At 59.5% G+C, this 14,757-nt stretch carries 17 protein-coding genes; 8 read left to right on the forward strand and 9 right to left on the reverse strand.

Annotated features, from left to right (window positions below):
• The first annotated feature begins 201 nt into the window (after positions 1-201).
• From HDE76_RS03975 to HDE76_RS03990, 4 genes are all read left to right on the forward strand, one after another.
• Positions 202-813 (forward strand): hypothetical protein, encoded by a 612-nt coding sequence (locus HDE76_RS03975; protein WP_255481403.1) that lies wholly within the window; start codon positions 202-204, stop codon positions 811-813.
• 134 nt (positions 814-947) lie between these two features.
• Positions 948-1,559, forward strand: a complete 612-nt coding sequence (locus HDE76_RS03980; protein WP_255481404.1) for a hypothetical protein — start codon at positions 948-950, stop codon at positions 1,557-1,559.
• Positions 1,560-1,574: 15 nt separating this feature from the next.
• A complete protein-coding gene (locus HDE76_RS03985) occupies positions 1,575-3,002 on the forward strand; it encodes a DUF2235 domain-containing protein (protein ID WP_184505517.1) in 1,428 nt (475 codons plus the stop codon).
• Positions 3,003-3,044: 42 nt separating this feature from the next.
• The gene (locus HDE76_RS03990; RefSeq protein ID WP_184505519.1) at positions 3,045-3,617 is read left to right on the forward strand and encodes a relaxation protein; all 573 of its coding nucleotides are present in this window, start codon (positions 3,045-3,047) and stop codon (positions 3,615-3,617) included.
• A 36-nt stretch (positions 3,618-3,653) separates the two neighbouring features.
• Here HDE76_RS03990 and HDE76_RS03995 read toward each other — a convergent pair whose 3' ends face one another.
• On the reverse strand, positions 3,654-4,166 hold the full coding sequence (locus tag HDE76_RS03995) for a hemerythrin domain-containing protein (RefSeq protein WP_221262275.1): 513 nt from the start codon (positions 4,164-4,166) through the stop codon (positions 3,654-3,656).
• Between the two features lie 130 nt (positions 4,167-4,296).
• On the opposite strand from HDE76_RS03995, the gene HDE76_RS04000 reads away from it, so the two are divergent.
• Positions 4,297-4,680: a hypothetical protein gene (locus HDE76_RS04000; RefSeq protein WP_184505521.1), complete on the forward strand. Its 384-nt coding sequence runs from the start codon at positions 4,297-4,299 to the stop codon at positions 4,678-4,680.
• Between the two features lie 50 nt (positions 4,681-4,730).
• Here the strand turns inward: HDE76_RS04000 and HDE76_RS04005 are convergent, their stop codons facing one another.
• Complete coding sequence (locus tag HDE76_RS04005; RefSeq protein ID WP_179476967.1) at positions 4,731-5,582, reverse strand: oxidoreductase; 852 nt, start codon at positions 5,580-5,582, stop codon at positions 4,731-4,733.
• A 72-nt stretch (positions 5,583-5,654) separates the two neighbouring features.
• Between HDE76_RS04005 and HDE76_RS04010 the strand changes: the two genes are divergently transcribed.
• Positions 5,655-6,047, forward strand: a complete 393-nt coding sequence (locus HDE76_RS04010) for a MerR family transcriptional regulator (protein WP_179476968.1) — start codon at positions 5,655-5,657, stop codon at positions 6,045-6,047.
• Positions 6,048-6,113: 66 nt separating this feature from the next.
• Here HDE76_RS04010 and HDE76_RS04015 read toward each other — a convergent pair whose 3' ends face one another.
• The 4 genes from HDE76_RS04015 to HDE76_RS04030 form a co-directional block, all read right to left on the reverse strand.
• Positions 6,114-6,794 carry a hypothetical protein gene (locus tag HDE76_RS04015; protein ID WP_184505523.1) on the reverse strand — a complete coding sequence of 227 codons (681 nt, stop codon included), beginning with the start codon at positions 6,792-6,794 and terminating at the stop codon, positions 6,114-6,116.
• Positions 6,795-7,023: 229 nt separating this feature from the next.
• The gene (locus HDE76_RS04020) at positions 7,024-7,410 is read right to left on the reverse strand and encodes a carboxypeptidase-like regulatory domain-containing protein (protein ID WP_184505525.1); all 387 of its coding nucleotides are present in this window, start codon (positions 7,408-7,410) and stop codon (positions 7,024-7,026) included.
• Between the two features lie 993 nt (positions 7,411-8,403).
• Positions 8,404-8,646, reverse strand: coding sequence for a hypothetical protein (locus tag HDE76_RS04025; RefSeq protein ID WP_179476971.1), 243 nt, complete (start codon positions 8,644-8,646; stop codon positions 8,404-8,406).
• Between the two features lie 181 nt (positions 8,647-8,827).
• Positions 8,828-9,262 (reverse strand): MarR family winged helix-turn-helix transcriptional regulator, encoded by a 435-nt coding sequence (locus tag HDE76_RS04030; RefSeq protein ID WP_184505527.1) that lies wholly within the window; start codon positions 9,260-9,262, stop codon positions 8,828-8,830.
• A gap of 69 nt (positions 9,263-9,331) precedes the next feature.
• Here HDE76_RS04030 and HDE76_RS04035 point away from each other — a divergent pair, with 69 nt between their 5' ends.
• The gene (locus HDE76_RS04035) at positions 9,332-10,267 is read left to right on the forward strand and encodes a patatin-like phospholipase family protein (RefSeq protein ID WP_184505529.1); all 936 of its coding nucleotides are present in this window, start codon (positions 9,332-9,334) and stop codon (positions 10,265-10,267) included.
• A 108-nt stretch (positions 10,268-10,375) separates the two neighbouring features.
• Here the strand turns inward: HDE76_RS04035 and HDE76_RS04040 are convergent, their stop codons facing one another.
• The gene (locus HDE76_RS04040) at positions 10,376-10,777 is read right to left on the reverse strand and encodes a VOC family protein (protein WP_179476974.1); all 402 of its coding nucleotides are present in this window, start codon (positions 10,775-10,777) and stop codon (positions 10,376-10,378) included.
• Between the two features lie 128 nt (positions 10,778-10,905).
• A complete protein-coding gene (locus HDE76_RS04045) occupies positions 10,906-12,153 on the reverse strand; it encodes a C1 family peptidase (RefSeq protein WP_184505531.1) in 1,248 nt (415 codons plus the stop codon).
• 377 nt (positions 12,154-12,530) lie between these two features.
• Here HDE76_RS04045 and HDE76_RS04050 point away from each other — a divergent pair, with 377 nt between their 5' ends.
• Positions 12,531-13,295 carry a DNA/RNA non-specific endonuclease gene (locus tag HDE76_RS04050; protein WP_184505533.1) on the forward strand — a complete coding sequence of 255 codons (765 nt, stop codon included), beginning with the start codon at positions 12,531-12,533 and terminating at the stop codon, positions 13,293-13,295.
• A 119-nt stretch (positions 13,296-13,414) separates the two neighbouring features.
• Here the strand turns inward: HDE76_RS04050 and HDE76_RS04055 are convergent, their stop codons facing one another.
• Positions 13,415-14,668, reverse strand: a complete 1,254-nt coding sequence (locus HDE76_RS04055) for an arsenic transporter (RefSeq protein WP_184505535.1) — start codon at positions 14,666-14,668, stop codon at positions 13,415-13,417.
• Positions 14,669-14,757: the final 89 nt, after the last annotated feature.

Raw genomic sequence — 14,757 nt, forward strand, 5'->3', positions numbered from 1 at the left:
ACCGACATCGGACTTATCGCGAGTACGCCCTGCGGTTGGTCGGCTACTTCGTCGCCATGGCAGTTAACCGTTTACTGCGTATACGCAGACGCGGCTTATTTGAGGGTTCGATGAAATGGTCGAGATGTCACGCACGCATATTGCCGGTCGTGCATGGGCAAAGTACATTCGGTGCGTTGCAGCTCACGGCAGGAGAGCCAGATGCTCAGCCCCTTCAACGTTCGCCTCGCCACGTTCTCGATCGCTGGTTCCGTTTTATTGATGACAGGATGTCAAACAGCTATCTCGGCCCAAACCTACGCAACAATCTCTCCTCCTGCGCAAACGCGGGCCGTGCCTTTGAAGTTCAAGCGACACAACTTTGAAGTTCATTGCTACAACACGTTGAATTGCAGCGTCATCTACAATAACAATAATTTTGCACGGCCCTATCTCAACACTCCCACGCCAGCGCCCAATTCAAGCGACTACCAGAAACACTGGGGAACCGCTTCCTATTTAGGCATCCAGAATTTCCCCGCCCCTGCGAAGGTTGACTGGAAATCGAAGGACGGGGCAACGCACGAAGCTACCGTGGACATCGGCGCTATCTTCAAAGAAGAGCTGATCTGGCACAACGTACCGATATCGGATATGGCGAAATTTTACAGCGGCCCAGTTGCCGGAGAGCCCGATATTTTCCTTGAGGTGAACGATCGGACCATCAACGTCTACATGACAACATTGATTCCAACGAAGACCGAACAAATTCCCGGAAACAAGAACAGCTTTGGTCGGGACGATATTTTCCTGGCGTGGAGCCATACCTACTAAGGAAGGCGCGACATCATGATGTGAAATCCAGGCGTACGATGTGCTACGAGATCGATCTTTCGACACACGCATATTGCCGATCATGCGTCAGCGAAGTACATTCGAAGTGTTGTAGCTCAAGGCAGGAGAGCCAGATGCTCAGCCCGTTCAACGTTCGTCGCGCCACGTTCTCGATCGCTGTTTCCGTTTTATTGATGACAGGATGCCATCCCGCCATGTCAGCCCAGACCAATTCAAGAATCGCCCCCCCTTCGCAGACGCTTGCCGTGCCGTTGAAGTTCAAGCTGCATAACTTTGATGTTCATTGCTACAACACGTTGAGTTGCAGCGTCGTTTACAACAACAACGATTTTGCCCGCCCCTATCTAAACACTCCCACGCCAGCGCCTAGCGCGAGCGACTATCAGAAGCATTGGGGGACGGCCTCTTATCTAGGTATTCAAAATTTCCCGCCGCCTGCGGAAGTACGCTGGAAGTCGAAAGATGGGCAATCGCACGAGGCTACCGTGGACATCGGCGCCATATTCAAAGACGAGTTGATTTGGCACGACGTACCCAAATCCGAGATGGCAGATTTCTATAAAGGCCCTGTCGCTGGCGACCCGGATATCTTTCTGGAAGTGAATGACCATACAGTCAATGTGTATATGGCCATGTTCATTCCCACCAAGAATGAACAGATACTCGGAAACAAAGACAGCGATTTCCGTAAAGATGTGATTTTGGCCTGGAGCCACACCTACTAAGCACGGAGCATAGCCATGGGCGGCGAGAAACAAAAACTTGATAAAGACGGCCAACCGAGTGACGGATCTTTCTACCCGGCTGATACTCAGAAGTTAGAAACGTATAAAAATGCAAGCCAACATTTGTCAAACTTTCAAACGCCTGTTCTGATCCATGCCGACAACCCGCATGAAAGGCTATATGTCGCTTGCTTCGATGGAACTGGCAACGATAAATATAAAGATCCGGAACACGCAACCAATGTTGCTAAAGTCAGTGATCAAATAAAGAAATTAAGTAATGAGGCAAACAGCCGTATAGTGTCCGGATATGTGCCAGGCCCAGGTACGCAGGACAATTTCGTGCCTCGCACCTTGGATGGCATGACTGGTCGGACCTATGACCAGCGCACCGAAGAGATGTACAAACAGTTCATCACTCAAGCCAAGGTGTGGCGCCAGGAAGACCCCAAAGCGGAAATTCGCGTTGCTGAGACTGGTTTCAGTAGAGGCGCAGACCAAGTTCCAGGTTTCGCGCGCATCGTGCAAGAGCGAGGTATCCAGGATCCTTCAGGTGCGCAATATACCCGAGACTCTCAGGGTCAAATAACTCATGTGGAGTACACCAAGCCACCGCTTGTTACGCCTGGCCAGACAGCGCAAGCGGTCGGCTTGTTCGACCCCGTGGGAACGGGCGATCCGGTGAAGTATCACGATCGGCGCCTGCCGCCTTCAGTGATTTCAGGCTTTCAAATCAACGCCGACGATGAGCGCCGTGGACTGTTCAAATCCGACCGAATTATCAAACCCGGTGAAACGGCTGACGGTCGTTTTCTAGCGGTGAACGTAGCCGGTGCGCATTCCGATGTTGGCGGCAGCTATCTGCGTGACGGTCTGGCCATCCGCAGCAACAACCTGATGACCGACTACTTGAACGGCTTGAGCGACAAACCGTATCTGCAAAAGCAGGCCGAACCGACCGATCCCCGGTTGAACGTAGTACATCGCTCCGAACAGAGCATGCTGCTCTACAAGTTTTATCCGAAGATCGATCGAACCGGCCCCGGTGGCTACAACGATCTATTGGTACCCAAGAACCAGATCGGGCGCGTCGGCGACGCCTATCACGCAGAGCCGCGCAACGAGGCGCTCAGCAATCAGTTCGAACGACAGAAGGTGAAAATCGGTGCGTTGCCGGCACCGCAGCAGGCACCGGCCGCTGCGGCGAACGATCTCTCCTCGCGGCTCGACAACATGCTGGCGGCTGGGCAATCGGGCGACCGCGCGGCGTTTCGTACCGGTACCCAGGCGCTCGCCAATTCCGACGCGGCACGCGCCATGCAGACCGAGGCGGCAGCGACGATCAACCGACAGGCGCAGACGCAACAGCAGGCTCCATCGCAACCTTCCCAGCAGCCGACACAGCAACAGCCGCCCGCTGTCGGCAGTGGACCGCAGCGCTGAATATCCTGTGGCAAACCGTGATCGAGCAAGGACCGCAGCGCAATGCAAGAAGACGAATTGAGCGTACTGATCAGCAAGACCGCCGCTTTGATGGAACAATTCGAACGGCGCTGCGATGAAATCGACCATCGCCTGCTCACATCGTCGGAAGAGCTGCAAAAACTGACGCAACAGCTGCCGGCCGTCGTGAAGCAATCGGCCAATGACTCGATGCAAGCGGTGCCCGGTCAAGTGTCGAGCCAGGTGCAACTCGGCCTGTCCCGCCCTGTAAACGACTTCCAGCAGCGGCTGGACAAGGCTGGCAACGACGTCGGCCAGGCCTCACACGCGCTTGCGCAGCAGATCAAGCACATCGAAAACCTGCAGCGGCTGCTGATCTGGAAAGTCATCGGCGTCACGGCAGCCTGTTTTTTGCTGTTGCTTGCCGGCGGCATCTGGCTATCGATGCATTACACCAAGGTCATCGAGGAAAACCAGCTCACCGCCGATCTGATGAAAACCTACAACAACGCCGATCTGGTCCTGTGCGAAAAAGGCCAGCTCTGTGCGAATGTGGACACCAAGGGCAAGCATTACGGCGATCATCGGCAGTACGTGCCGGTGATGAGGCGATAGCGCGTTCTCTTCCACGAGGAGACTTTGAACGGGCTCTCAGGCAGCCATCAGCTTTGCACGCATCTCCCGATAGTTTTTCCGGTACTTCTTTGCCAGCGAGGTCTTTTGCGTCTCGCTGAGGATCTTGCCGGATACCTGAAAGAAGATTTTTTCCTCTTCACGCAAATGATCGTGCAGTGCCTTGGAAAGCTTCTGCAACGTGCTTGTCCAGCCTCTACCCTTGTGATCCGTCGTCTGCAGCTTCTCGACCAGCTTATCCATCTTGTGGTGATCGCTCAGCGCGTCGCGTGCCGAATGGAGGCCGCGATCGTCCATCAGAATATCCACGTACAGATACCGCTCTTCCGCCGCTTCATGCGCGGCCAGCTCGATGCGCAGTTCGGTAAACATGTGCACGCGATGCTCGCCCGGATCGGAAAGCATCAGACTGCGCATCAGTGAGCGCTGGATCTTATGGCTCTCGCGCAAGGCTTCGAAAATGGTTTCTGACATGTGGCGTATTCCCCGGCTCGTGACGAAAATGGAAGTCTCAATCGCTCTGGCGGCCAAATCTTGCGCTTCACTTCCGCCGAGCGTGAGTGTCGGCCAGGGAGGGTGACAAAAGCGTCAGCTAGCCGTTCCACATCGTCGCTGAAATGTTTCCGGTGTAAGGTGAGAGTCTTCGTACGGAGAAAACCGAATGACACGCATCCTGTTTGTCGGCCAGAAGCCGGAAACCGTCGATTTTTCCGATCCGTCGCTTCCTCCGGGATTCGATGCCGCCAAGATCAACGCCGGTATCGACGTGGCCGTCAGCAAGATCGAGGAACGTGGCTGGCAGGGAGACACCTGCATGATCACGCCCGATGCGGCCGGCAGCGCCATGCTCGAGAAACAGCTGAAAAGCGCAACCTACGACTGCGTGGTGATCGGTGGCGGTCTGCGCATTCCACCGAAAAGCCTCGCCATGTTCGAGACAGTGGTCAACATCGTGCACAAGGCGGCGCCCGGTGCGGCCATCGCTTTCAATACGCGTCCCGAAGATACGGCCGACGCAGCGGCTCGTCAGCTTCATCCCGATTGATAGGCCGCATGCCCTCAACACGACCGTCTCAGCCGATTTCGCTGTCGCGCTCACGCGGCGCCCTTCTCCGCCATCCGCATCAGCGAATCGAATGCGCGGTCGCTGAGTATTCGCCGTAGAAACAGGATGACGCGCGCACCGCCGCCGGTGGCGTAGCGCGTGCGGGGACGGTGCGTGCGCAGCGCACGCGCAATCGTGGCGGCGACCACATCCGGTTCCGAAACCATCGTTGATTTTTCGCTGGAGTCGAACAGGCGCGCGTGTGCCCTGGCCTGCTCGGCGTAGGCCGTATGGCCCGAGCGCTGCAGCAGGCTTTCCCTCGCGATGCCCGTCCACTCGGTGCGGATCGCGCCAGGCTCGATAATCACCACATCGATGCCGAACGGTGCCAGCTCCATCCGCAGACAATCGCTCAGCCCTTCGACCGCGAATTTGGTCGCGTGATACCAGGTACCCAGCGGTTCGTGCATCTTGCCGCCGATCGAGGTGATGTTGACGATGCGCCCGCCGCCCTGGGCGCGCATCATCGGCGTGCTCAGCTGGATCAGCCGAGCCAGCCCGAACACGTTGACCTCGAACTGTCGACGACCCTCGTCCAGCGGCACGTCCTCAAGGGCACCGTAGGAACCGTAGCCGGCGTTGTTGACCAGCACATCGAGACGTCCCTCCGACCGCTTGATGGCATCCACCGCTGCCACGATCGACGCATCGTCGGTCAGATCCAGCGACAGCAGATGGGCACCCGCCGCGCCCAGTGGCTGCATACGTTCAAGCCGTCGCGCAGCGGCATAAACCACGTAGCCGTCGGCCAGCAGGCGCTGCGCTGTCGCTTCGCCGATACCGGAGGACGCGCCGGTAATCAGCGCGACCTTCTTCGTGGCGTGGGCAGTGTTTATCGTCATGACGTATGTCCTTGGGATTCGGTAGCCGGCAGTCTAAACTAGGGTCTATACACCCAAGTCAAGAGGCACCGCATGCTGATCGCCGAATTCTGCCGTCGCGCCGAGCTGACGCGTGACGCCGTGCGCCTGTATGTAAAGCTTGGCCTGTTCGCTCCCCATGTGGGGCACAGCGCCAGCAATCGCTACCAGCAGTTCAACGAGGCCGATCTGGACCGCGCCGCCGTGATTCGCACCGCACAGCAGCTGGGTTTCACTCTCAAACAAATCGTCACGTTCAATCGCGAGTACGAGGCTGGAGCCATGGATCGCGAGCGCAAACTCGCCATCATGCGTGACCAGCTGGAAGCGGTCGACCTGAAGGCGGAACGCATTCGCGCGATGAGGAAATACCTGCGCGCCAAGATCGCATGGCTGGAAGCCGGCGAACGCGGTGACGAACCGGTGTTCTGCCGTATGCGACGTTAGCGAGGCCAACGGAGCCGGGTTCGCCATTCAAACGGCGCAGAGCCAACCCTATCCGGGCAAGCATTGCTAGTTTTCATGCTCCGCATGCATGCGCCGAATGCGTACCGTGCTGCCGCCCTCGTAAGTCACGACATACGTCGAGCCCTCATGCGTCTGCTGCGCGACGCGCACCGGGTCGGCCTGAATCGATTTCAGCACGGCATCCTGGTGAAATGCCGCCAGATCGCCGTCGGGAATCAGCATCAGCGGTGGGCTGATCTGCTGAAAGCTGGTGAAATGGCTGCCGCACTTGGTCGTTCTGGGCTCGAACATCAGCCAGCCCTGGCCGCAGCTCGCACCGGAGACTTCGGGCAAGCGCTTAAGCCAGATGAAATACTTGTTCTCGTGCGTGATCCAGACGCGATTGCGTCGAGCATCGTCACCGCCGATATCGTCCGATTTCCAGAAGCGCACCAGGGAGGCCTCGTGGCAGTCGGTGGATGCGCATTCCTGCAGCACCAGATATTCGTTGTCCTGCAGATGGATCGGCTCGATGCTGAGAATGTCGTCCTTCATCAGCGCCTGCGCCGGGAATACTACCGACGGCATACGCGGGTCGACCCTGAAGTCGCCGGAGATCAGATAGCCGCCGTGTTGCGAAGAGTACGCCGGCGAAGTGACCTTTACGGCCGGCAGATTCGTTTGCGCCGAGGCGACGAGGCTCACCAGAGCCAGACTGGTAAGCCACAGGATGCGTGCGGGTTTCATCGGTACTCCCTACCGTGGACGAAACAGCTGCCATGGTGCGCGGCGGCGCACGGCGGTGCAAGCGCAACAGAGCCCTTCCCTCGCGGCGTACTACTCATAAGCTCGCGCTCGCCGAGAACAGCGCGTCTTAAGCAAACAGCCGCATGTACTGCGCTCACACCGACCGTAAAAAACGCGGCGGGCTCCGCGCCGCACCGTCTTCACCAAGCGGACACCAGTGCGCCAAGGCTCACGGCATTTTTGCAACCTCGTCGCACCTGATCTCGCTGCAATTGAAATCCACTTCCACGCCGCGACCGGCGATCACCGGCACATTGAGATGCTTGGCGACATCCTGGCCGCTCTGCTTCAGCGTGACCGTGTAGGTACCCGTCGGTAGTGCGTGTGCCGAGTAACGACCGCTGGCATCCACCTTCACCGTTCGGCCCGCCCCGGTCGCATCGCTGCGCACAGCGACGCTGTAACCCAGGGGCGCTTTGCCGAACACTGCACCCGCCGTGTCCTGCGCACTGGCCGTGGAGATACTGGCCACGGTGCACGCGCCGATGACACCGGCTAGAGCCAGACGACGAGCGATGCGACGCACGGTGAAACGAGGCGAAAAAACAGGGTTCATAAGTCACTTCCTTAGTTTGTGGGGTGAGGAAAAATAGGCACACCAACGGCTAGCTGCTGCGCGTAAAACCAAGTGGACGACGCCGTCAACATCGGTATCGCCAGCATGACTTCGCGCGCTGCCGCCTACACCAGCAGCATGTTGCCGACGGTCATCGCGCTGATCAGCACGCAGGCGCCGAACAGGCTGCGCAACAGCAGGGTTTCGATTTCGAATTTCATGGTGGCTCTCCATAGAGTGAGGAAACGAAGCTTTCGAGAGGTATATGGCAAGCACCATGCCAATGCCTCGCGCGCTGAAAACCGCGCTCCGATGCCGTTTTTCGTTGCTTATCGAAGGAGAAAATTCGTCCGCGGACACTTCACGCGGACATCGGACGCCGCGGACACACTGCTCACGCGACAACACGCGGCAGAAATGCCGGCGCACTGTTGAACGATGAGATCAGTCAGTTCGCATTACCCGTGACATAGTGACGGTCGACGTCTTGCTGCGATGGAAAACGCCTCGCTATACCGATAGGCGCACTCGTAAATTCGCTGACCCGCCATATCGATAAGCGAAAAACCGCGCCCACCGTCCGGCGTCAGTCGATACCGGATGGATGCAGGCAGGTGTGCTCGTGATGGAGAAGCCGCGAAAGCGTCCCGCAAATCATGGGGCAATACGGTTCCAGCACGGGATCGATGGGCGACAGGGCAACTGTCACGACATCGCCAATAGTTGCGCCAGCCGCCTAAATTTGCCGTCCGTTTCGAGCGTCGCTCAACATGGACGGCCGTTGATGGTGCCTTCCACCGACGTCCCGCCAGGCCTTGGCAGCACGTCGCTCGCTGCCTTTGGCAAAACCGGAAAGGCACATGAACCCTCTTTACCGGGTTTCATAGGGCGAAGGAGTTTTGCCTGAAACGTAAACGTGCCTGATGCGGTCATCTCGACGACCCCCAACACTCCGCTTGCATTGATGACGGCAGAATCGTTCGCCTTCAAAACCTATACGTTTTTCTCCGCCTGCCGCACGAGTTCCCTGATCTTGGTCGCACGCAGCTGTTCGCACTTTTTCAGACCCTCTCGCGCTTCCTTGATCACCTCGAAGGCCAGGTTCTGGCTGGTGTGATGCCGCTTCGCATCGATGGCGGCATCCAGCCGCTGCTGCGCCGCGCGGATCGCTTTATCGACGCGATACAACGGCGCATGCGGATGGGTGGTCAGGGGCGGCTCGTAGTTTTTCGTCATGGCATGTCTTCTTGATCAGATCGGCACGATAGCCGAGTTGGGCAAGCGGCGGTCGATAGGACAAGTGAAGCCCTACCCTGCCTTGCGTCATGCAAAAGACTTTAGGAGAACCTGACACGTCCATTCCAAGAGCGACGTTGCAGCGCCGAGCCTTCAAGCCCACACGCTCTGAGCCGCCGCCCTAGCCTGGGTCGCGCCCGCCTGCCGAGGCACGCAGCTTGGCCAGCGTCTTGCCGAATTCGGTGATGCGTTTGCTGTCGGTGTTGCCGAGCCAGCGCTGCAGTTCGTCGTCGAACACGGGGCCACCCATGGCGATGGTTTTTTTTCCGAGCGCGGTCAACTCGACAATGGACACGCGCCGGTCGGTAGCTTCGGCCTTTCGAGAGCACAGGCCCTTAGCCATGATACGGTCGACTGCCTGGCTGGCGCCGCCGACGGTCATGGGGAGCTTCTCGGCGATGTCCTTGACGTAGCAATCGGTAACGGCGTCGATGATCAGCAGCACGCTGAAGGTACCCAGCGGCACACCGGCCTCTTTGCGCAGTCGAGCATCGATCGCGTTCCACATGTCCGTTTCCAGACGGACCAGATCGCTGAACACATCGCGCAGGGACATCTTGCCTCCATGAATAGATTAGCACTAATCTAATTACCACTGATCCATTCTAGTCCAAGGAAATGCTCGATGAACACGACCCCGAATTCACCGGACGCGGCGATGTCCAGAGCGCTCGTTCTTGGCGGCGGTGGCGCCGTCGGGCGCGCCTGGCAGACCGGTCTGGCGGCATCGTTGATCCGCGCGGGCGTTGACCTGCGCGCAGCCGACGCAATCATCGGTACGTCCGCGGGTGCCAGCGTGGGCGCGCGCATCGCCCTGGGCATGGATCTTTCGACGGCGCCGTCGTCTGTCATGCCCGGCCCCGAGCCGACCCAGGCGCCACCGACCATGGACGGAATGGCCGAACTCATGGCAGCCGTCGCTCGGGCGTCGACATCCACGACACCCGAGCACGAGTGGGCCAAGGCCGGTGCCATGGCGCTGGCGGCCGATACGGTGAGCGAAGCGCGGTCGCTGAGCCGCGAGCCGTTTACTGGCCTTGTCGACAGGACATGGCCTGCGAACTTTTTCACCACGGCGCTGGACGCAGCGACCGGGGCATTCCACGTGTGGAGCGCGGCATCCGGCGCGCCGCTGCATTTGGCCGTCGCTTCCAGTTGCGCACTGCCCGGCGTATGGCCGCCGATCACCATCGGTACGGCGCGCTATATCGACGGCGGTGTCAAAAGTATGCTCAACGCGGACCTTGCCGTGGGGTACAGCCGCGTCGTCGTGGTTTCCTGTTTCACCATGGCGACAGTGCAGGACGGGCCGCGCGATGTTGCGCAAACGCTCAACGCCGCGCTCCACGCCGAGCTGCAGAGCATCCGCGGCAAAGGCGGCACGCTCGCGCTGATCGAACCGGGCATCGAACTCCAGACGCTCACGCGTGGCGGCCAGGACATGCTTGACAACAGCCTGGTGCCGGCAGCGTATGAAATCGGTTTGACGCAAGGTCAAGCAGAGGCGGAGCGGATAAGGCGCGTATGGCAGCAAGATGCGACGCAGGGTACGCGCGACTGAGCCTTGAGCCCACAGGACTAATGAATATGCCCCTGTCTTGTGAGAGCAGCCCATGGAAAGCAACTGCCTCAAGAAATGTGCACACGGACCTTTCGGTTCGACGGCTTGCTACTGTGCCGGCGTGGCGCTTATATGCAGCACGCCCCAACCGTGCCCGTCCGGGTCGACAAAGCTGTGCGTATACATGAAGCCGAAATCTTCCGGCTCGTCGTAGGTGGTGCCACCGGCAGCGAGGGCTTTGCCGACAAGGCTGTCGACCTCTTCACGGCTTTCGCAACCGATGGAAAGCAATACCTCGACGGCCTTGCTGGTGTCGCAGATATCTTTGGGCGTGAACTCGCGAAACTTGGCGTGCGTCGTCAGCATGAGACTGATCGCGTCGCTGATGACGAAGCCCGCGCCGGCATCGCTGGTGAACTCTGGATTGAGCGTGAAGCCGAGTGCCGTGAAGAACGCGATGGACCTCGGCAGGTCGGCGACTGGAAGGTTGATGAACAACTGTTTGCTCATGAATTTCCCCTTGCGTAGCTAGCGTGGTCAAAAGACGGGTGTCAGGGCTTATTTGAACACTCCAGAGGCTGTCCCAGAAATGTCTCCGACACCTTTTCGCTCAAGTCGATCGATTTCGACGTCGAGCGTTATCCGGCCTTTACCGCCACAGGCGCATCGTCGGATTGGTGTCGTAGCGTCCACGGATCTTCGGCGAGAACGCTCGGGTCGGCAATGAGCGTGTCTTGCGTGGGCCCGAAGAGTGCATAGGGCAGATAGCCGTATCCGCCATCGCCGAAGTGGGGTCCCCAGGAGTTCTGGATTTCAAGCAGACCGGTTGCGTCGTCGTAACCCACGGCCAGGACAAAGTGATAGCCGTCGGCGGGGTCGGCGGCGGGTGGATGAAAGAGATTGGCGTCGTTCACCGGGCCGCCCGCGAAGCCTGCCGCGGCACCGGATGAGCCCGCTGAACCGCCACTGGAGCCGGCCCCAGTGCCCGATGAGCCCACCGCTCCACCACCCGAGCCGGCGGATCCACCCGAGGCACCGCCAGTACCACCGGAAGAGCCGCCCGTACCGCCAGAGGAGCCGGCCGCGCCACCCGAGGCACCGGCGGAGCCGCCGGTGGAACCCGCTGCGCTGCCTTCGCGACCGGCTGGCACGTCACCAGGGGCAGACGTCGGTACCGGAAAAATTCCCGTGCGCCATGTCGGGGAAGGCACGGCATCGCTGCCGTAGCCCACGGACTGCGCCACGGGAAAGGCCACCGGCACCGGGTAGCCACCGGCTATCGATAGCTTGATCGCACGCAGCGTCGTTACCCGGTAAGCCTTGGTCAACTTGCGCTTGGCCGCATCGTCGAAAGCGGTAGTCGGTGGCGCGATCGAAAATTTCTGGGGGTCGTAGGGCCACGCGCTCTCGATGCACACGCCGTAGTTTTCCAGTGCTTCGACCACCGCATCGGCCTTGCATCCCGAGTCGTCGCTGGTTTGCTCGGCTTCGACCAAGACACGCGTCGCGTAGTAACAGAACAGCGGCGACAACGGTTCATCCAGCCCCTCGGCCAGATGAAGAAAACGCAGCGCGCCGGTAAACGCAAAGGCCGCACACGACTGGATCGGATCCTGGTCGAGTACCGGTGGACACTTCGATCGCAAGCTCGCCGACGACGGTGGCTGGGGCAGCGCTTTGCCAGGCGGTGCGATTTCGAGCACCGGGCGAGAGAGCTGCTTGGCCCCTCGCGCCGACGGGGCGAGCTTGCGATCGACACCGTTGACTGTCACAACGGGGGCGGCCGCCACGACCGGTTTTTCACTGTCCGGTTTACCGCCATGGCCACCACTCTGGCCGCCCGTCTGGCCGCTTCGCCCTTGTCCGCTGTCCGCTTTGTTTTGCATGTCGTTCCCTTTTATCCGTGATGGTTTCCCATGACATTGCCGTCGGCATGGTTTAAAGCGGCGCTGCTCGATCGATGTTTCTGCTCCCTCTGCTTGTCCGTGCTGGGTGAACCATCCCATTTTTAGGCACGAAACCGGCGGGATGTATGCAAAAAAGCGGATGCGGCTTTCGCCGTATCCAGCGATACGCGATGTTGCGCATGATCCCCCTAAATTCGCTCGTTGCCCAGCAGACCTCGTGCTACCGCGACGTGCGAGTGCAGATACGAACCTGGAAATATTCCTACGCCTGCGTCGCTTTAATAGCGCAAGATTTAATCGAACTGACATGCCGCATGCTTATGGTCGAAGGACCTTCCTTTTCGCGGTGAACCGGTATGTCTTTCATTCAACGCGGCCTGATCCTGGGCCTGTTTTTACTTTCAGGATCGTCCTTTGCCTCTACGGCGTGCTCCAACTTCTTTCTGGCCGGCACGCCTCCCACTGTCGAGGCATCGATGACCAGCCGCACAACCGAGGTGTGCCACACCGAATACGTCATCTTGGACTCCGGTGTGACCAAGGGGCCGCTGTACTCGGCACAAGATCTGACCGCAGCTCAGGTGGCCGGATCGGAAACCATCAGCCGTACGGGATCGTTCCACCAGGAGACGGGCATTCCTGCCGCCGATCGCTCCCAGGATTCCGACTACACCAACAGCGGCTATGACCGCGGCCACATGACGCCGGCTGGCGACGAATCGACGATCGCCAGCGAGAAAGAATCGTTCTCGATGGGCAACGTCGTTCCGCAAGACCACAAGCTCAATACGGGTGAATGGGAAAAAATCGAACAACAGGTTCGACAACTGGCAACGAATCTCGGCTCGGTCTACGTGGTGACCGGACCGGCATTCAGCGACAGCTCGATTCCGACGATCGGAAAAGATGGTGTGGCGGTGCCAGACTACACATGGAAAGCCGTGTACGAACCGGGCATCGGTGCAGCCGCCTATGTCTGCACTAACGACGACAACGAAACCTGCATGGTCGTTTCGATCGATGCGATCACGACTTTATCGGGTATCGATCCTTTTCCGGCGCTGAGCAGCACTTTAAAAGCGAACCCCATCAGTCTTCCTTTGCCCGCCACGGCCAAGTGAGCGCTGGGTGGGATCGACACCCGCCGCCGATGCGAAACCGTTGAAGTCATCCCAAACGTTCCCCGCCGCTCGATGCGGGGGACGTCGGTCCGGTAGCTAGGTTTTTCAAACAGCGTTTTTCAGCCAGCCAACATTCTGGCCCCGATCGCCAGAAGCAGCGCGGGCAGCATCACGACGCATCCCACCTTGAAAAAAGCCATGAAAGTCACCTCCTCCCCCTCGCGCCGGATAGCCGTGAGCCACAGGATCGTCGCGAGCGAACCGGTGATCGACAAATTGGGCCCCAGGTCGACACCGATAAGCAGCGCATCGACGACGCTTTGCGGCGCATGAGCAACCGCTGCGGTGGAACTCGCGATCAATCCGGCAGGCAGGTTGTTGATGAGGTTGCTGGCGAAAGCGATCGTGAGGCCCGACGCACCGGCCGTGCTCGCCGGTGCGCTCCTCGCCCCCTGCTCGAGCAGCGTCGCGAGTGCGCGAATGACGCCCGTTCGATTCAGCGTTTCCACCAAAATAAACAGTCCGGCGACCAGCGGCAGCACGCCCCAGGAAATGTCTTTCAGCAGCGGCCATGGCAACGCACGCCGTCGAAGCTGAAGCACGGTCGCCGTGAGCACGCCGAGCGCAGCCGTGGGCAAACCCAGCGGTTGATCTAACGCCGACACCAGCAGCAGTGTCACTGCCGTGAGTCCGATTCCGGCCATGGCCACGCGGCCGTTGATGCTCAACGGCTCTACTGCCAGATCCGCCGCGATCGTGCCCTCCAGCGGACGGCGCTGCGTCCATCGCAATACCAGATAGGTAGCGACAATCGATAGCGCCGATGGCAGCAAGAATCGTTGCAGCCAGGCGCCGAGCGAAGGCATGTGGTTACCGTACAGCACCAGGTTTGCCGGGTTGGAAATCGGCAAGACGAAGCTCGCCGCATTGGCGATGAACGCGCAGACAAAAAGGAACGGCAGCGGATTCGCCTTGGCCTTTCGGGCCGCTGCAAAAACCGCCGGCGTGAGGACGACGGCCGTCGCATCATTCGACAAGAAAATCGTCACCACCGTGCCGGCCCCATAGATCAGCAGGAACAGCCGCTTCGGCGAAGCCTGCGCGTGATTGACGGCCATGGCGGCCACCCAATCGAACAGCCCCTCACGCCGGGCGACTTCCGACAGCAGCATCATGCCGATGAGAAACAGATAGACGTCCGCGCCTTTGCCTATGGCCCGCAACGCATCGCCGACGGGCAACAGGCCGAGCGCGACGATCAGCACGGCGCCACTCACCGCCCAAATCGCTTCGGGCCACTTGAAAGGACGAGTGATGACGGCGGCAGTGGTGACGGCACAGATGATCCATGCAAGGAGGTTATGACTTGCCAAAAGTTGTGATCCTTCTTTCTGAGAGCTTGTTTATGCTCTCCCCGTGCCGCGCGCCGGGAGAGGTTTGCGCGCAGACCAAGGAAGAGCAA

Source organism: Rhodanobacter sp. ANJX3 (assembly GCF_014200755.1).
GTDB lineage: Bacteria > Pseudomonadota > Gammaproteobacteria > Xanthomonadales > Rhodanobacteraceae > Rhodanobacter.